The following is a 16,309-nucleotide window of genomic DNA, read 5'->3' as shown; positions in this document are numbered from 1 at the left end:
GGAAAGGGTCTTTCTTGACCAGACGCATGTTTTCGAAGCCGTTTCAGTGGCTGACGGCGCTGCCGCTCCTGTTGGTGACGGGCGCGCTGGCGGTGATTGCTCTCGGCGCCCTGGCCGGCGCGCAATCGCCCGACGCCCGCTGGCGCGAGCGGCTTTTCGATTATTTTCAACGACTTGACACTGCTGAGGGCAATGCTGTGGAAAACTTCCACCTTGTTCTCATAGACCGAGAGAGCGTCGACGCCGTCGGGCCATGGCCATGGCCGCGGACCATGCTGGCGGGGCTCGTCGAGGCGGCGGACGCCGCCGGGGCCAAGGGGGTCATCCTGGTGGAGCCGGTGGATGCGCCCGACCCCCTTTCGCCGGAAACCATTGGCGAATTCTGGCTTTCGGGCGCCCGGGACGAAGTTTTCGCACAGCAGCTCGCCCTTTTACCCCGTACCGATGAACGTCTTGCGGAGGCCTTTCGGAAAACCGACGGCGCCGTTGCCGTCTCCCTGACAGCCCCGGCCGACCCGAACCGCGCCTCATCCTTCCAGCGAACAGATACGCAAAACGCCGGCTGGCTCTCCATCAGCGGCGCCGATTATCTCGCCTTGCCCGCCGCGCGCTATTTCTACGCCATCAATTCCGACCTCGCGAACGCCGCGCGACCGGCCGTCTCCTCGCTGACGCCGGACAGCGACGGCGTGTTGCGCCGCGCGCCGCTGCTCTGGTCCCTCGATGGGACGCCGGCGCCGTCGATTGCGCTCGAGGCCGCACGGCTCGCGGCCGGCGACGATCAAGTGACGGCGGCAATCAGCGCATCGGGCGCGAGCGCGCAGGGACGCACCGTTGAAAAGCTTTCTGTCGGCGGCCACGCATTGCCTGTGTCGGACACGACATCGCTGCGGCTTTACCTGCCGAAAAGCACTTCCGTGCCGTCGACTTCCGCATCGCGGCTGCTTTCGGGTTTCAACGGCGCGCCGGCGACGCTCGCCGGATCCAATCCGCAACTGAAAGACGCCGTCGTCCTTATCGGTCTCAATGAAGAACTCGGAACGCCGGTGCGCACTGCGCGCGGGATGATGTCCCCCGCCGCCGCGCACGCCTTGACCGCGGCGCAAATTCTTTCCGGCGAAGCGCCCAAACGCCCGGGCTGGGCCGGCTATATCGAAGCGCTCGCCGTCATGCTCTTCGGCGCAGCGGCGATCATGACGGCGCAGAGGCTCGAATTCTGGAAAGCAGCGGGATTTGCAGCGCTCGCCTCCGTCATCCTGTTGCTTGGCGCCTATATGGCTTTCGCGTTCGGCAATCTGCTCTTGAACCCCATTCCGCCGGCTGTCGCGATGTTCCTGGGCGCCTTGTCCGTGGCGGGGGGCAAGTCCATTGGCGGCGTGTTGCGCGACGATAACTTACGCGGCTCGTTCCATGACACGCTTCCGGAACCCGCGATGAAGCGCCTGCGCGAGGATGCAGGCAGCGACCTCCTGAAAGGCGTGCGCCGCGAAATCACCGTCCTCGCCTGCGAATTGCGCATCGCGGACGAAGATCTCCGCACCATGGAGAACTTGCCCGACGACATTACCAAGCTGCTCGCCGCAGCGTCTCTCGATCTTCGCCAGACCATCATCGACGCCGGCGGCGCGGCCGATCAGGCGGAGGGCGGCAGGCTTTTCGCTTATTTCAATGCGCCCCTTGAAAGCGCCGACCATGTTCAGGCGGGATGCGCCGCCGCGCTGCGCCTGATCGAAAGCATGGACAAGGTCAACGCCGATCTCGACGCGTCTAGCCGCACGCGCGGGCTGCAGATCCATCTCGCCATCGGCATCGCGACGGGTCCTTGCTTCGTCGGCCCCATGGGCCATGGCCGCAACAACCGCTATTCCGCCGTAGGCCCCGCCGTCGACCGCGCTGCATTCCTGCGCAGCCAGTCGGAATATTACGGCCCCGCGATGATCTGCGACGAGCAGGTTTATAAAGAGACGCACCACCACTTCGCGTTTCTAGAGCTCGACAAGCTGAAGCTGCGCGGCGAGAAACGCCCAGTTTCCATCTATGCCCTGATCGGCAATCCGTTCATCAAATCGTCGAAGGCGTTCCGCGCACTTGACGATGCCCACCGCCAGCTCCTCGCCTCCTACCGGTCAGGCGACATGGCGGCGGCGCGCGCCAGTCTTGAAAAAGCGAAATCCTCGCCCGGCGCCAAGATCGCGCTTTTCGACATCTACGAAGAGCGCATTAAACAGTTCGCGGAAAAAGGCGTCCCGCAAGGCTGGGACGGCGCGCATACGGCCGGGGGTTAGCCGGAAAGGCCGTTAGTCTTCCACAAACGATCTGAGCCGGTCGATCGCTTCGTCCCACTGGCGCGAGGCGCGGGCAAGGTAATCGCGCGCGAGTTCCAGACTTTCCGCACGCAGTTGATAAAGATTTTCGCGGCCTGAACGGCGGCTCATAACAATTTTTGCCCGCCGCAACGTGGTCAGATGTTTAGTCACGCCCTGCCGCGTCAGCTTCGTGCCGGATGCAAGCTCGGTGATGGAATAGGCGCGCCCGTCGCAGAGACGCGACACCAGGGACAATCTTGTGGCGTCGCCAAGGGCGGCAAATACCGGCGCCGCGCGCGCAGCGGACAATTCACGACGAGACATAATCCGCAATGTTCTGCGCCTGAATATTCCACCCTTCCTTATTGCCACGAAGGACCTCAAGTCGGCGCGGATCGGGCAGCGCTTCAAAGCCGCTTTCCGTAATCGTCAGCCGCGTTCCTCCCTCAATCGGCTCCAGCCTGAACTCGACGAGCATGGTCGGCTGGTCCGCCACATCAACGCCTGATGTTTCGTCAAAATCATGCCAGCTGAACGAAAACAGCCGTTCGGGCTCCATCCGCTCGACAACCGCCCGCCACGGCATATGCTCACAGCCGGGATATGTCATTTGGCCTGTCGAAAGGCCCCCAACTTCGAACGGCTGGTCCAGCTTCACGCGAAACCATGCGCCGAACTGCTCATAATCCGTAAGCGCTTGCCAGACGCGGGAAACCGGGGCCTTCAACTCGACCGTTTTGATGATGCGATTCTCCATGCGCAACCTCCAGGTTGCCTTTTAGCATATAGCGCGACCGCAAATACGCAACTCTTCAGTTGTGCATATGAAGGATGCCCGACCCGCGCTAATCAAACAGCTTGCCGCCGTGCCACAACCGCCGCAGCAACAGCGCCAATATAAACGCGGCGGCGCCCATGGCGGCCATCATGAAATAGGCCGATGCGGGACCGGCGCTGTCCCAGACATAGCCGGCGACAACTGTCGCGACGCCGGTGACGGCGCCGACGCCCGTCGTCGACATGATGGTCATGCCGGTGTTGACCAGCCGTAACGGAACGGCACGGTCAAGAAATTCGATGGCGCCGAGATAGGCGCTGGCGAAGGTCAGCGCGTGCAAAATCTGCACAGCGAAAAGAACCGGCAAAGGCGGCTCAAGCCCGATGATAGTCCAGCGCAAGGCCGTTGCGACGCCGCCGGTGGCGAGCATCGTCGCCGGGCCGAAACGTCTCGCCAGTCCGCGCGCGCGTGTCAGGAGGATTATTTCGGCAATGACGCCGGTCGCCCAGAGAAATCCAATGACCAGCGTTGAGTAACCGAGTTGTTCCCAGCGCAGAAAGGAGAAGGCGTAATAGACAGCATGCGCGCCCTGGATGAGTCCCGCCGCTGCGAGCGCAATCAGAAACACCCGATTGGAGATGAGTTTCGGCGCCTCGCGCCACGACACTGGTTTCGCGCCGCCCCGCCCGCCCGCGCCGGCCGGCAACAGGAATGTCATCAGAAACGCAAAACAAGCTGCGATGGCCATGGCCGGCGCCGCCGCGATAATTCCGGCCTTCGCGAGCAGCGCGCCGCCCAGAATATTGGTGGCAAGGAAGAAAACCGATCCCGCCGCCCGCGTCTGGCCGTAATGCAGCCAGCCATTGCGGTCGGCGCGCAAGACCGCCGTATCGGTCAGGGGCACCAGCAATCCAAAACACCACATCATCAGCGCCGCCGAGGCGCCGATCAGAATTTTGTTCGGCCCTATGAGCAATCCGGCGGCGCCGAGCGCGAAGAAAAAAGTGATGATGCGCAAGGAGCGGCGCTCGTCCGCCTGATGATCGGCCCAGTAAGCGACGAACGGCCCGAAGAGCAGCCTCGCAATCAGCGACGCGCCGGTGATCCAGCCGATTTCAGCGGGATCGAAGCCTTGCAGCGCAAGCCATCCCGCAAAGAATGGCAGCTGAAAGCCGAGCAGGACGAACTGCCCGCCATAGTAGATTGCGTATAGCGGTCCGGCGTATTTATGGCCCGCTCCCTTATCCGTTGAGGAGTTCAATAAACCTCGCCGCAGCGATAGCCGGCCCATCCTTTGGCGCGCAGCTGACACGCGGGGCACTCGCCGCAGCCATAGCCCCATTCGTGACGCGTCGCGCGCAGGCCGCGATAGCAGGTGTGGCTGTGCTCATTGATGAGCGCCACCAGCTTTTCACCGCCGAGCTTTTCAGCAAGGCGCCAGCTTTCCGCCTTGTCGATATGCATCAGCGGCGTTTCCAATTCGAAATTCGCATCCATGCCGAGACGCAAGGCTTCTGTCTGCGCGGCAAGCGCGCTTTCGCGGCAGTCGGGATAGCCGGAGTAATCGGCCTCGCACATGCCCGCGACAAGGACGCCCAGATTGCGGCGATAGGCGAGCCCCCCGGCGAGCGCCAGAAAAACGAGGTTTCGTCCCGGCACGAAGGTATTGGGCAGGCCGTCATTGCCGTAGGCGATTTCCGTCTCATGGGTCATGGCGGTTTCGCCGAGGTCCTTGAGCCCCGCCGCGTCCACCAGCGCATCGTCGCCAATCTTCCCCGCCCATTTCGGAAAGGCGTCTTTCATCGCCTTCAGGACGGCGCGGCGGGCGCCGAGCTCGATCGCATGACGCTGGCCATAATTGAAGCCGATCGTCTCCACATGGGCGTAGCGGTCCAGCGCCCAGGCGAGGGAAATCGAGGAGTCCTGCCCGCCGGAAAAGAGAACCAGGGCGCGGGTGTGGTCGAGCTTGCGCATGTTCCTGAAGCGCGCGAGAATCGCGGCCTTTGCTGCTGCCGCCCGCTGTGTAGGCCGGCGCCGCCGGCCTCGCAATGGGCCCCGCCCAGGAGACGCGAATATAGACAGGTGCGAATATAGGGAGGCGCAAATGTCCGGAATTGTCTTTCTCTACGTCACCGCCCCGAACGCTGAAACCGCGGCGCGGATCGGCCGCGCGCTGGTGGAGGAAAAACTCGCGGCCTGCGTCAACATCCACGCCGAAATGCGTTCCGTCTATGAATGGGAGGGCAAGGTCGAAATCGGCCTCGAAACGCCGCTGATCGTCAAAACCACGACAGCGGCCGCGAACGCCGCCCGGGACCGCATCATCGCGCTTCACCCCTACGGGGAGCCCTGCGTCGCCGCCCTCCCCGTTTCCGCCGACGGGTCCAGCCCCAGCTTTCTCGATTGGATCCGCACCGCCACAAAAGCGTGAAGAGGGCTTGCGGCAGGGCCCTGTCGGCCCTTTATGATCTGCTCAAAGAGACTGGAGAGCTATATGACCGAGACTGCTGTATTCGCCGCTGGCTGCTTCTGGGGCGTTGAACAGGTCTTTCGCGACACGGACGGCGTCACCGCCACCGAAGTCGGCTATACAGGCGGGCGCACCGAGAACCCCACCTACAAGGAAGTCTGCGCCAAGGGCACCGGCCACGCCGAGGCGGTGAAGATCGATTTCGACCCCGCCATCGTTTCATATGAAAAATTGCTCGACATTTTCTGGGCGAGCCACGACCCGACCCAGGTGAACCGTCAGGGCCCCGATGTGGGCGACCAGTACCGCACGGCGATTTTCACTCTCAACGAGAAACAACGCGAAGCGGCGGAAAAATCCCGCGCGGCGGAAGACGCGTCCGGCCGCTATCCGCGCCCCATCGCCACAAAGATCGAACCTCTAGGCCCATGGTGGCGCGCCGAGGAATATCACCAGCAATATTTCGAGAAGAATGGCGGCGGCGCCTGTCATATCACGCCACGCTAAGCGACAAAGACATCATTAAGCATATTCGCGAACCGATTGCACTGTTGCAGGAGGCAAACACGCCCTCCAAGGCAACCGGGCGCTGCTCCCTCACTAAATCGCCGGGGCTCGATCCGCCGCAACGGGTGAGGCGTGCCGAACGTTGAGTTTCACGCTGTAAAACACAAACGCCGCGGCAACGCTTCAGCGCGCCTGCGGCGTTTCTGTTTTCACAATCGAAAACTCAGACAGCCGGCTTCAGGGAACGGCGCGGCGCAGCAGATGAGCGCAGTTTTCTATGAAAATTGCGCTGCTCAGCAGGAACGCCGCGTCGTCTCTCCCTGAGAATATTGGCGCCGAATAACAGTCCCGTCAGTAATATGACGAGCCCCAAAGCGTCGCCCAAGCGATCAAATGTTTTTTTCAAAGGCATCCCGCGGCCCCATCCGATTCGTCATTTTCAGGATGGCGCCTGCATATGACATTCGCGTGAAAAGCTAAGCAAAAATTGCGCTGCGCACCACATGCGCCTCACCTGCTCAAGAAAAAATTTGAACGACCCAATATCGTATTTTCATTCACATTATTCCGTATGGGGAGGATTTTATGAAATTACTTTTTACCTTTGCACGCATCTATTGCGCTTTTGTCACAAAAACTTCCCTTGAAGCCAACGCTACGCCGAGCCCAGAAAGCCTTAAGAGTTAGCGTAAAAATACGCGGGGCGAATTTTGTGTCAGGACATCCGGGGGCGTTAACGCTCTGCGATCTTACGCAATCCTACTCCGCCAAGGGCGGCGGCGTTAAAACATACCTTCTCGAAAAGCGCCGCTTCATTTTGGAACGCACGGACGCCAATCATTGTCTGATCGTGCCCGGAGAACGCGACCGGATCATCCGCGACGGCCGCGCGACAACGATCGAAATCGCCTCTCCGCAAGTGCCTGGCAGCCCCAATTACAGGCTTCTCATCCGCACGAACGCCGTTCTCAAAGCGTTACGCGAAGCGCGCCCAAATGTGATTGAATGCCAGGATGCCTATAATCTTCCCTGGACGGCGCTTTATTACCGGCGGCGCCATCCTGAAACGGCGCTCGTCGCTGGCTATCACACTGATTTTCCAACGGTCTATGTGGAGCGTTATCTGGCGCCGCGAGCAGGCGCCTATGTCGCGCGGCAAGTCAGGCGGCTTGCCTATCGATACGCAGCGAGCGTCTATAGCCGTTTCGATGCGTTCTACACGCTGACCCAAATGGCCGCTGAACATTTCGGCGCCCTCGGCATTGAAGAACCGAAGATCCTGACTCTCGGCGCAGACACGAGCCTTTTCGACAAAGCCCGGCGCAGCGAGGAATTGCGCGCAAAACTCGGCGTCGGTCCGACAGCGCCCCTGCTCGTATATGCCGGCCGCATCGACCATGAGAAAAAAGCGCGCCTTGTGGTCGAAGCATTCCGCAAGCTGCCGCCAAGCTGGAACGCCGGGCTCGTCATGCTTGGCGACGGCAAGGACCGGCTGGCCCTGACCGAAGAATGCGCCGCCGGCGAAAACATCCATTTCCCCGGCTTTGTCGATGACCGGGAAACGCTCGCCGCCTATTTCGCCTCATCGGATATCTATGTTTCGGCGATGGAGAATGAAACCTTCGGCGTTTCCGTCATCGAAGCGCAAGCGGCGGGCCTGCCAGTCGTCGGCGTCAGGGCGGGCGCCATGATCGATCGCGTGCCGCCATCACTCGGACGTCTCGGCCCTTGCGGCGATGCTGATGCTATGAGCGCCAATATCGCCGCCGTGTGGATGGACCGCCTTTCCGGCATCGGCGACCGGGCGCGAGCGCATGCGAGGGACAACTTCTCCTGGCCTAAGACTTTCGAGACGCTTCTCTTTAGAATTTACCCCGAAGCGCTCAAGAACCGCACGGGCAAGGAGCTCCCGGAACTTCTGGAGCAGCCGCAGAATTCGCGCGCGCAAGCGAGTTAGGCGCGCTCTGCAACCGGAACGGTATCAGCCGCTTTTTCTTCCCAGGGCCGGTCGCGCAGACGCAATTCATCATGGGCGCGCGCCGCCATGCGGGGCCCGAGAAAGCGGTAGAAAAACCAGTCTTTGAGAGAGAAAGGCGTGGCGTGATAGAGAACCCGCTCGAACAGCGTCCAGCGCTTTTCCACCGCGCTGCTGCGGCGGTCGCTCGCAAAACAACAGAGATTGGGATCGTGGATGACGCGCCCCTCCTTCCAGACGCGATGAATCAGTTCGTGATCCTTGCGCAAGTGGGGCCAGATCTTCCGGGAGTAACCGCCGGCGCGTTTCAGCGCCTTGGTGCGAAATGTATGCGCATAACCGCCGGCATGGCACTGGTCCCGCAAGAGATGGGGCACGATGCGCATTTTCAGGCGCCGCAGCGCGCTGTCGAAGCTTTCCGGCGCATCGTAAAGCGCTGTGGCGAGCACAGCCGCGGCGTCATAGCCGTTTGCGTCATAACGCTTTTGCGCCTGTTCCAGATAATCAGGCGGATAGACCGTGTCGGCGTCGCAAATCGCCGTGAACTCAGTCGAGACTTCCGCGATGCCCCGTTCCAGCGCCGCCGCCTGGCCTGGCGTCGCTTCATGGATAAAAACCGCTTCAATGCCGTCCGCCCCGGCAAGCGCCGCGCGCGCTGCCTCGGCCGAACCGTCCGTCGAGGCATTGTCCACCAGGATCAGCCGAAATGGACGCAAGGACTGCGCCTTGAGCGAAGCGAGCATCGCCGGGAGATAATCCAGCTCATTGTAATAAGGAACGACGACAGACCAGCGCAGGAGAGATTCACGAGATGTCATCAGCGGCTCCGTGACGCGGCCGGCGCGAAGCGGCGAACCCGCACAAACTTGCGCCGCCCTCAAGGATCACCCATAGCGGCTTTGCAAGAAAAGGGTAAAACGCTCGCTTTAGCGACCCTGCGACGCCAAGCAGTTCAGTTTTCTTTGGGCTCATCATGACGACAAAACTAAAACAGAATTATGACGCCGCCTTTTACGCCAATCAGAAAGCAGGGAGCCTGGCGAGCGCGGCGCTGGTGCTGGCTGCGCTAAAGCCGATTGTGGGGAATGTCGCCTCTGTCCTTGATGTGGGTTGCGGCGCCGGCGGATGGCTCAAAGCGGCCGGAGAGGTTTTTCCCGGGGCGGAGATTTTCGGCGTCGATCATCCGGATGTTCCGAATTCGGAAATGTTCATACCGGGAGAGCGCTTCGCCGGACACGATCTGTCGGCGCCATTCGATCTGAAGCGGCGCTTCGATCTCGTCATAAGCCTTGAAGTCGCCGAACATATTGCTCCTGACAAAGCCGATAGCTTCGTTGACACGCTGACGGCGCATGGAAGTCTGGTGCTGTTTTCCGCGGCGTTGCCGCGGCAGGGAGGAACAGGTCATGTCAACGAACAATGGCCGGCTTACTGGATCGAGCGTTTCCAGACCTATGGATATTTCCTGTTCGACGTTCTGCGCCCCCTTGTCTGGGAAGACGACCGGATTGCGTCCTGGTACAAACAGAACATTCTGTTGTTCGCCGACGGCGCTGTGCGGCTGAACACCGGCGGCCTAGAGGACTGGGGCGGACGCGCGATGATCCATCCGGGCGCATGGATGCGCAAAACCGAACCGGTCGCAAGCAAAGTCTCAAGACTGCTGCAAGGCAAAAAGCCGGATCATGAATGGCGTGAGGACTGACGCCGCCGGAAGTGTGAAAACTTCGTCATCTCGGTCGGGAAAGCCGGCGGTCGGGCCTAATGTCGATCGTGCGGCGCATCAATTCGGCTATCGATCCAGTCCGCCACATCGCGCCAGACTTTCTCAGCCTGAAGGTCGCGGAACAGCATGTGCCACCCATCGGGATAGCGCCGGAAAGTGACGTCGCCGGAAAGACGCATGGCGGTCTTCTCCATGGCTTTTAAGGGGATGATCTCATCCTTCTCGCCCATGAGAAACAGAATCGCGCCGCGCACTTCGTCCGCGCCGCCATAGGCCGAGCCCATGACGCGCGTGACGCCGAGAATGGCGTCGAGGCGGGTTTCCTTGATGACGAGGGGATCGCGCGCCATTTCCCGCAACGCCTCTATGTTGTCCGTCGCCTGACGCTCGGCTCGTTCGCCGGTGAGCTTTTTTCCCGGCGCGAAGGTCGCCGCCACATTGGCGCCGACACGATAAGGAACGGGGAGCGCAGCGCCGCCCCAGACGCCGGGCGCCGCAAGGATGATCCCGTCGGCGCCGAGCGGCGCTTCCGCCTCCGCGGCGAGAATGACGCCCGCGCCCATGGAGTGGCCAATGACAAAAACCGGAAGGCCGGGATGTCTTGTCCGCGCGGCGGCGACCCCAGCGCGCAAATCGGCGATCATTGTTTCCTCGCCCGCCCAATGACCGAACTGCGGCGACCGTCCAAACCCCCGCTGGTCGATGGCGTAGGTGGTGATCCCGTGCGCGCTCCAAAACTCAGCCGGGTCGTCATACATCTGCGAATAATCGTTCATGCCGTGGAGCGCCACGACAATCGCCTTGGGATTTTCCGCCTGCCAATTTTGTAGGCCCAGCACCGCGCCGTCGATGGAGTGAAAGCCGTCTTCTTCAAAGGTGGGCGCGAATTGCGCAGGCGGAGCTTCCGGAAAGGAAACGCAGGCGGAGGCGAGACACAATAAAACACTCACGCCCACCCATGACCGCAAGACAGAAACCATCAAACAACCCCATCTAACCTTGCGTGAGGTTATGAAGACAGACGCGATTTGGGAAGGGTCAGGAGTTATTGTTCGTTTTCGCTGGCGCGGGCTTCAAGCTTTTCGAGCGCCAGACGGAAAGCCGCCGCCTCTTCCGGCTCGAGAATCGAGAGAAGGTCGTCTTCATATTCAAGGGCGAGCGCTGCGACGCGGTCGAACACTTTGCGGCCTTCGCCCGACAGAGACAGCATGGAGACGCGCCTGTCCGCCGCATCGGGGGCGCGGTTGACGAAGCCCTTTTGCTCAAGGCTCGCCACCGCGCGGGAGACCGTCATCTTGTCCATGGGCGTGCGTTTGACGACGTCACGCGCGGCGACGCGTTCGGCCTCGCCGATCACGGCGAGAACGCGCCATTCGGGAATGGTGATGTTCTCGTCGCGATAGGCGCGCGCGAGCCAGCCGGAAATCGCATGACCGAGCGCGACAATGCGGTAAGGCGCAAACTGATCGAGAATGAGCTTGCGCTTGGCGCCGGGCTTGGTCTTACGCGAGACGCAGGCGACGGTCATAAGAAGCCCTTACGCAGATGCTTTCAGAACGCCGCGGCGGATCTGGTCTTCTTCGATGGATTCGAACAGCGCCTTGAAGTTTCCTTCGCCGAAGCCTTCATTGCCCTTGCGCTGAATGATCTCGTAGAAAATCGGGCCGATCGCATCCTGCGTGAAGATTTGCAGGAGAAGCCCCTGCCCTTGCGTCGGCGCGCCGTCAATGAGGATCCTGTTTTTCTTGAGGCGCTCAAGGTCTTCGCCATGATCACCCACGCGTTCCTCGACCTTTTCATAATAGGTGTCGGGCGTGTCCTGGAACGGAATGTCGCGCTTTCTCAGCGCTTCGACCGTTTCGTAGATGTTCCCGGTTCCGAGCGCGATATGCTGAATGCCTTCGCCATTATAGCGCTGAAGGAACTCCTCGATCTGGGACTTGTCGTCCCGGCTTTCATTGAGCGGGATGCGGATCTTGCCGCAGGGGCTCGTCATCGCTTTCGAAACAAGGCCGGTCATTTTGCCCTCGATGTCGAAATAGCGGATTTCGCGGAAGTTGAAGATGTCTTCGTAATACGCCGCCCATTTATCCATATTCCCGCGATGGAGATTGTGGGTCAAATGGTCGATATAGGTGAGGCCCATGTCGTTCTTCGCGGGGTCCGCGCCTTCGATGGGCTCGAAATCCACATCGTAAATGGAGCGCGCGCCATAACGGTCGACGAGATAAACGTTGAGGCCGCCGATGCCTTCGATGCCCGGAATGTTCAATTCCATGGGGCCGGCTTTCGCCTCGATGGGTTTCGCGCCGCGCTTCACCGCTTCCTTGAAGGCGTGCTGCGCGTCTTTCACGCGGAACGCCATGGCGTTGGCGCCGGCGCCGTGCATGCCCCTGAAAACTTCAGGCTGACCCGAGTTTTCGCGGTTCAGGAGAAAGTTGATGTCGCCTTGACGGTAATGGATGACGTCTTTCGACCGGTGCTTGCCCACCGCCGTGAAGCCGAGGCGCTCGAACAGCGCGGCGAGTTCATCCGGATTTCCGCTCGTATATTCGACGAACTCGAAGCCGTCGGTTCCGATCGGGTTTTCGAATAGGTCGGCCATGGCTATTCCTTTCGGGCTGGTTGTGATTTTGGAGAATTAGTAACATATGTTACCAATTCGGCGCAAGAAAAGCTTCGGATCGAGAAGGACATTATAACCCCATGAAACTTTTCGGTTATTGGCGATCAAGCGCAACCTATAGGGTGCGCATCGCCCTCGCCCTCAAAAATCTCGACTATGATTATGAGCCGGTGAACCTCCTCAAGGGCGAGCAGCGCAGCGAGGCCTATCTCGCTAAAAATCCCAACGGCCTCGTCCCGACGCTGCAGAGCGAGGACGGCGGGCTCATTACGCAGTCCCTCGCGATTATCGAATATCTCGAAGAGACCCATGCCGAGCCGTCGCTCCTCCCCGGCAATGCGCTCGCGCGCGCAAACGCCCGCGCCATCGCCGCAACGCTCGCCAGCGAAGCCCAGCCCTTCGGCAATGTCCGCATCCAGAATTATCTCAAAAACGAGCGGGGCTTCGACGCCGAGGCGATGAAAGACTGGATGAACCGCTGGCCCGGCGGCGCCATGGCGGCCGTCGAGAAAATGCTGGCGCGCACGGCGGGCGACTATTGCGTCGGCGACGTTCCGGGCCTCGCCGACTGTTTCCTTGTCCCGCAGATGTATGCGGCCTTGCGCTTTGGCGTTGAGATAGCGAGCCTCAAGAAAATGAACGAGATTTACGAGCGCTGCGCCAACCATCCGGCCTTCATCAAGGCGCATCCGGACAATCAGCCGGATGCGGTGAAAGGATAACGTTCACTATGAAACCTTTGATCTTCGCCATAGGCGACAAGAAACCGAAAATCCACGAAACTGCCTTCGTTGCGCCGGGCGCCGTTATCGGCGGCGATGTCGAGGTGCATGAGAATGCATCGGTCTGGTACGGGTGCGTCTTGCGCGGCGACACCAACAAGATCGTCGTGGGCAAGGGCTCTAACGTGCAGGACGGCACGGTCATTCATGTGGACGATCCCGCCTGGGGCGGCCTGCCGACGATCATCGGCGAGAATGCGCTGATCGGGCATAAGTGCATGCTGCACGGCGCGACCGTGAAAGACGGCGGCTTTGTCGGCATGTGCGCCACCATGCTCGACGGATCAGTGGTCGAAACCGGCGCCATGCTCGCCGCCGGCGCGTTTCTCAGCCCTAAGAAAATCGTGCCCGCCGGCGAGATGTGGGCGGGCATGCCCGCGAAGAAGTTCCGCGACCTCAAAGAAGGCGAAGACAAATACGCCCTTATAGGGTCCGGCCATTATGTGGAAGAAGCCAAGGCGCACGCCGCGGCGCTGAAAAAACTTTAAAGCGCCAGACGTTTTCTGATCTCCGCCACGATCTCCGGCGTCGCATCCACAGGGCGACGGGTGAAAAACGGCGCCTGGTCCTCAAACAAGCGCGCATGCCCCTCTGCCACGACCTGCGCGACAAACCAGTCGATCTTTGGCGCGATGCCTTCGGGCCGCCAGATATAGACGGGCGCCGGGGATGCGAGCGCCTCGCTCGTCATGTTATGGGAGTCGCCGGCGACGATGAGTGCTCCCGCCCGCGCGAGAATGTCCTTGTACGGATTTTCTCCCGTCCGGTTCCAAATGAAAATGTGATCATGCGCGAGATGTCGCCTCAGCGCCACCAGAAAGTCCGGCGGCGTGCGGCGCGAGGGCGTGACGGCGATCGACGCATAATCCTTGCCGGCATTCGTCAGCCGCGCTGCGAGATCGCGCGCCGCCGGGACGGAATAATCCGCGCCGCCGGAAGGTCCGCCCAGAACAACACCCAGAAACGGCCCGGGCAGGTCCGCAATCGCCGCGGATGGGGCGCCCGGTTTCGCCATCGCTGGCCCGAGCCCGTGGGGCGTGGTGAGGGTTGAAAAAATATTCTCCCCTTCAAGCTGGTCATGAGCGGGCGCCCAGAGAACGTCCGGTACCTCGCGGGCGAAACGGGGGTCTTTCAACATGACGATGCGGACTGCGCCGCCGCTCGCTTTTTTCAGCGCCCGCGCATGAGGCACGGCCCGTCGCCCCGAAATGATGGCGATGTCCGGCAATGGTCCTTCCAGCGGACCGCCCTTGCGTCCGGGCGCCTCGCGAGGATCGACCGGGCCCCAGGGCGCCATCCATTCCCAGGGCGGGCGCGGCGCAGTCTTGCGCTCCTCAAACGGAAAGCCGAGCGCCGACGCCACCGCCGCGCACTGTACCGCATCCCCGGCCTTGCCGTCGGTCAGCACCCAGACACGCATCTATTGCGCTCCGCACTTACCCGGAGCGGCGCCCCGGCCAATTACGCTTTTGCAAAAGAGCGGGATTTTCTGAATGACCAAACTTAGAATATAAATCCTTAATTTTAGCATTTTCTATCGTTTTTTGTTTTTGGGGAAACATTTTGCGATTTGAGAGCCTTTTTGGATGCTGCGCCGCAATATTTTCTTGCGCAGTCTCCGAATCTTAACGCAGACTAAGGCGACACGGCGGCGTGAGCACCTCACGCCGCATAATGGCTGTCGCGGAAAAAACAAACAGGGGCTTAATGACCATGAGCGCAGAAGCCGTCCTCAGACGCATCAAGGACGAAAAAATCAAGTTCGTCGATCTTCGATTCACCGATCCCAAAGGCAAATGGCAACACGTCACTTTCGACCAGTCGATGGTCGATGCGGACTTCCTTTCAGAAGGCACGATGTTCGACGGCTCGTCCATCGCCGGCTGGAAAGCGATCAACGAGTCCGACATGATCCTGATGCCGGACACGGAGAGCGCTCTCCTCGATCCTTTCTTCGCGCAGCCGACGCTGGCGATCTTTTGCGACATTCTCGAGCCGTCGACAGGCCAGCCTTACGCGCGCGACCCGCGTACAACGGCGAAAGCCGCAGAGGCCTATCTGAAATCTTCGGGCATTGGCGACACGGCGTTTTTCGGCCCAGAAGCGGAATTCTTCGTCTTTGACGACGTTCGCTGGTCCACCGAACAGAACAATATGGGCTACGCGGTCGACTCCGTCGAAGGCCCTTATAACTCTTCAACGGATTTCGAAGGCGGCAATTTGGGCCACCGTCCGGGTCCTAAAGGCGGCTATTTCCCTGTGCCCCCGGTCGACAGCTGTCAGGACATGCGCTCCGAAATGCTCGCGCTGATGGGCGAGATGGGCATCGAACCGGAAAAGCATCACCACGAAGTGGCGCCGTCGCAGCACGAACTCGGCATGAAGTTCTCGACGCTGACGACCATGGCCGACCGGATGCAGATCTACAAATACATCATCCATCAGGTCGCTGCGGGCTATGGCAAGACGGCGACCTTCATGCCGAAGCCGATCTATGGCGACAACGGATCGGGCATGCACGTTCACCAGTCGATCTGGAAAGGCGGCCAGCCGCTTTTCGCCGGCAACCGCTACGCCGATCTTTCCGACACCTGTCTCTATTATATCGGCGGCATCATCAAACACGCGCGCGCCATAAACGCCTTCACCAACCCGCTCACCAACTCCTACAAGCGTCTGGTGCCGGGCTTCGAAGCGCCGGTGCTGCTCGCCTATTCGGCGCGCAACCGTTCGGCGTCCGTGCGTATTCCGTGGGTTTCTTCGCCGAAAGGCAAGCGCATCGAGACCCGCTTCCCTGACCCGGGCGCGAACCCCTATCTCGGCTTCGCGGCGCTCCTCATGGCGGGCCTCGACGGTATCGAGAACAAGATCAATCCAGGCGACCCGATGGACAAGGACCTCTACGATCTGCCGCCCGAAGAGTTGAAAGACATTCCAACGGTTTGCCGGTCGCTTCGCGAGGCTCTCGAATCCCTCGACGCCGACCGCGCCTTCCTCAAGAAGGGCAACGTCTTCAATGACGATCAGATCGACGCCTATATCGATCTTCGCATGGCCGACGTGCTGAAATTCGAAACGACGCCGCACCCGGTTGAGTTCGCGATGTACTATTCCATCTGACGGCTGTCAGGCGGCAATG

Annotated in this window: 17 protein-coding genes; 8 read left to right on the top strand and 9 right to left on the bottom strand. The window is 60.8% G+C overall.

Annotation, left to right across the window (positions count from 1 at the left end):
- Positions 1 to 14 precede the first annotated feature (14 nt).
- On the top strand, positions 15 to 2,285 hold the full coding sequence (locus ACQY5P_RS16940; protein ID WP_428408050.1) for a CHASE2 domain-containing protein: 2,271 nt from the start codon (positions 15 to 17) through the stop codon (positions 2,283 to 2,285).
- A gap of 12 nt (positions 2,286 to 2,297) precedes the next feature.
- On the opposite strand, the gene ACQY5P_RS16935 is transcribed toward ACQY5P_RS16940, so the two are convergent.
- The 4 genes from ACQY5P_RS16935 to queC form a co-directional block, all read right to left on the bottom strand.
- Positions 2,298 to 2,630, bottom strand: a complete 333-nt coding sequence (locus ACQY5P_RS16935) for an ArsR/SmtB family transcription factor (protein ID WP_428408049.1) — start codon at positions 2,628 to 2,630, stop codon at positions 2,298 to 2,300.
- The gene (locus tag ACQY5P_RS16930) at positions 2,617 to 3,063 is read right to left on the bottom strand and encodes an SRPBCC family protein (RefSeq protein ID WP_428408048.1); all 447 of its coding nucleotides are present in this window, start codon (positions 3,061 to 3,063) and stop codon (positions 2,617 to 2,619) included. Before ACQY5P_RS16930 ends, ACQY5P_RS16935 begins: the two co-directional genes overlap by 14 nt.
- A gap of 88 nt (positions 3,064 to 3,151) precedes the next feature.
- Positions 3,152 to 4,345, bottom strand: a complete 1,194-nt coding sequence (locus tag ACQY5P_RS16925) for an MFS transporter (RefSeq protein ID WP_428408047.1) — start codon at positions 4,343 to 4,345, stop codon at positions 3,152 to 3,154.
- The gene (gene queC / locus ACQY5P_RS16920; RefSeq protein WP_428408046.1) at positions 4,342 to 5,058 is read right to left on the bottom strand and encodes a 7-cyano-7-deazaguanine synthase QueC; all 717 of its coding nucleotides are present in this window, start codon (positions 5,056 to 5,058) and stop codon (positions 4,342 to 4,344) included. The genes ACQY5P_RS16925 and queC overlap by 4 nt, the downstream gene beginning before the upstream one ends.
- Before the next feature lie 130 nt (positions 5,059 to 5,188).
- Between queC and cutA the strand changes: the two genes are divergently transcribed.
- From cutA to ACQY5P_RS16905, 3 genes are all read left to right on the top strand, one after another.
- Positions 5,189 to 5,515 carry a divalent-cation tolerance protein CutA gene (cutA, locus tag ACQY5P_RS16915; RefSeq protein WP_428408045.1) on the top strand — a complete coding sequence of 109 codons (327 nt, stop codon included), beginning with the start codon at positions 5,189 to 5,191 and terminating at the stop codon, positions 5,513 to 5,515.
- Between the two features lie 63 nt (positions 5,516 to 5,578).
- A complete protein-coding gene (msrA, locus tag ACQY5P_RS16910) occupies positions 5,579 to 6,061 on the top strand; it encodes a peptide-methionine (S)-S-oxide reductase MsrA (protein ID WP_428408044.1) in 483 nt (160 codons plus the stop codon).
- 712 nt (positions 6,062 to 6,773) lie between these two features.
- The gene (locus tag ACQY5P_RS16905; protein WP_428408043.1) at positions 6,774 to 8,018 is read left to right on the top strand and encodes a glycosyltransferase; all 1,245 of its coding nucleotides are present in this window, start codon (positions 6,774 to 6,776) and stop codon (positions 8,016 to 8,018) included.
- Here the strand turns inward: ACQY5P_RS16905 and ACQY5P_RS16900 are convergent.
- Positions 8,015 to 8,854, bottom strand: coding sequence for a glycosyltransferase family 2 protein (locus tag ACQY5P_RS16900; protein WP_428408042.1), 840 nt, complete (start codon positions 8,852 to 8,854; stop codon positions 8,015 to 8,017). The genes ACQY5P_RS16905 and ACQY5P_RS16900 overlap by 4 nt on opposite strands.
- Before the next feature lie 155 nt (positions 8,855 to 9,009).
- On the opposite strand from ACQY5P_RS16900, the gene ACQY5P_RS16895 reads away from it, so the two are divergent.
- Positions 9,010 to 9,741, top strand: coding sequence for a methyltransferase domain-containing protein (locus ACQY5P_RS16895; protein ID WP_428408041.1), 732 nt, complete (start codon positions 9,010 to 9,012; stop codon positions 9,739 to 9,741).
- A gap of 56 nt (positions 9,742 to 9,797) precedes the next feature.
- Here the strand turns inward: ACQY5P_RS16895 and ACQY5P_RS16890 are convergent, their stop codons facing one another.
- The 3 genes from ACQY5P_RS16890 to hppD all read right to left on the bottom strand — a co-directional run bounded on the left by ACQY5P_RS16890 (position 9,798) and on the right by hppD (position 12,367).
- A complete protein-coding gene (locus ACQY5P_RS16890) occupies positions 9,798 to 10,742 on the bottom strand; it encodes an alpha/beta hydrolase (RefSeq protein WP_428408040.1) in 945 nt (314 codons plus the stop codon).
- Between the two features lie 65 nt (positions 10,743 to 10,807).
- Positions 10,808 to 11,290, bottom strand: a complete 483-nt coding sequence (locus tag ACQY5P_RS16885; RefSeq protein ID WP_428408039.1) for a MarR family winged helix-turn-helix transcriptional regulator — start codon at positions 11,288 to 11,290, stop codon at positions 10,808 to 10,810.
- Positions 11,291 to 11,299: 9 nt separating this feature from the next.
- Entirely contained in the window at positions 11,300 to 12,367 is a 1,068-nt protein-coding gene (gene hppD / locus ACQY5P_RS16880) for a 4-hydroxyphenylpyruvate dioxygenase (protein ID WP_428408038.1), read from the bottom strand.
- Between the two features lie 101 nt (positions 12,368 to 12,468).
- Between hppD and maiA the strand changes: the two genes are divergently transcribed.
- Both maiA and ACQY5P_RS16870 read left to right on the top strand, forming a co-directional pair.
- Positions 12,469 to 13,110 carry a maleylacetoacetate isomerase gene (maiA, locus tag ACQY5P_RS16875; protein WP_428408037.1) on the top strand — a complete coding sequence of 214 codons (642 nt, stop codon included), beginning with the start codon at positions 12,469 to 12,471 and terminating at the stop codon, positions 13,108 to 13,110.
- 8 nt (positions 13,111 to 13,118) lie between these two features.
- Positions 13,119 to 13,658 carry a gamma carbonic anhydrase family protein gene (locus ACQY5P_RS16870; protein WP_428408036.1) on the top strand — a complete coding sequence of 180 codons (540 nt, stop codon included), beginning with the start codon at positions 13,119 to 13,121 and terminating at the stop codon, positions 13,656 to 13,658.
- On the opposite strand, the gene ACQY5P_RS16865 is transcribed toward ACQY5P_RS16870, so the two are convergent.
- A complete protein-coding gene (locus ACQY5P_RS16865; RefSeq protein WP_428408035.1) occupies positions 13,655 to 14,590 on the bottom strand; it encodes a mitochondrial fission ELM1 family protein in 936 nt (311 codons plus the stop codon). The genes ACQY5P_RS16870 and ACQY5P_RS16865 overlap by 4 nt on opposite strands.
- 293 nt (positions 14,591 to 14,883) lie before the next feature.
- Between ACQY5P_RS16865 and glnA the strand changes: the two genes are divergently transcribed.
- Complete coding sequence (gene glnA / locus ACQY5P_RS16860) at positions 14,884 to 16,290, top strand: type I glutamate--ammonia ligase (RefSeq protein WP_428408034.1); 1,407 nt, start codon at positions 14,884 to 14,886, stop codon at positions 16,288 to 16,290.
- Positions 16,291 to 16,309: the final 19 nt, after the last annotated feature.

The organism is Hyphococcus sp. (assembly GCF_965267305.1).
Lineage (GTDB): Bacteria > Pseudomonadota > Alphaproteobacteria > Caulobacterales > Parvularculaceae > Hyphococcus.
This window is presented reverse-complemented; position numbering and strand designations above follow the sequence as displayed.

Coding starts and splice junctions, on each gene's coding strand:
- ACQY5P_RS16935 (WP_428408049.1), bottom strand. CDS start 2,630: ATGTCTCGTCGTGAATTGTCCGCTGCGCGCGCGGCGCCGGTATTTGCC.
- ACQY5P_RS16930 (WP_428408048.1), bottom strand. CDS start 3,063: ATGGAGAATCGCATCATCAAAACGGTCGAGTTGAAGGCCCCGGTTTCC.
- queC (WP_428408046.1), bottom strand. CDS start 5,058: ATGCGCAAGCTCGACCACACCCGCGCCCTGGTTCTCTTTTCCGGCGGG.
- cutA (WP_428408045.1), top strand. CDS start 5,189: ATGTCCGGAATTGTCTTTCTCTACGTCACCGCCCCGAACGCTGAAACC.
- msrA (WP_428408044.1), top strand. CDS start 5,579: ATGACCGAGACTGCTGTATTCGCCGCTGGCTGCTTCTGGGGCGTTGAA.
- ACQY5P_RS16900 (WP_428408042.1), bottom strand. CDS start 8,854: ATGACATCTCGTGAATCTCTCCTGCGCTGGTCTGTCGTCGTTCCTTAT.
- ACQY5P_RS16895 (WP_428408041.1), top strand. CDS start 9,010: ATGACGACAAAACTAAAACAGAATTATGACGCCGCCTTTTACGCCAAT.
- ACQY5P_RS16890 (WP_428408040.1), bottom strand. CDS start 10,742: ATGGTTTCTGTCTTGCGGTCATGGGTGGGCGTGAGTGTTTTATTGTGT.
- ACQY5P_RS16885 (WP_428408039.1), bottom strand. CDS start 11,290: ATGACCGTCGCCTGCGTCTCGCGTAAGACCAAGCCCGGCGCCAAGCGC.
- hppD (WP_428408038.1), bottom strand. CDS start 12,367: ATGGCCGACCTATTCGAAAACCCGATCGGAACCGACGGCTTCGAGTTC.
- maiA (WP_428408037.1), top strand. CDS start 12,469: ATGAAACTTTTCGGTTATTGGCGATCAAGCGCAACCTATAGGGTGCGC.
- ACQY5P_RS16870 (WP_428408036.1), top strand. CDS start 13,119: ATGAAACCTTTGATCTTCGCCATAGGCGACAAGAAACCGAAAATCCAC.
- ACQY5P_RS16865 (WP_428408035.1), bottom strand. CDS start 14,590: ATGCGTGTCTGGGTGCTGACCGACGGCAAGGCCGGGGATGCGGTACAG.
- glnA (WP_428408034.1), top strand. CDS start 14,884: ATGAGCGCAGAAGCCGTCCTCAGACGCATCAAGGACGAAAAAATCAAG.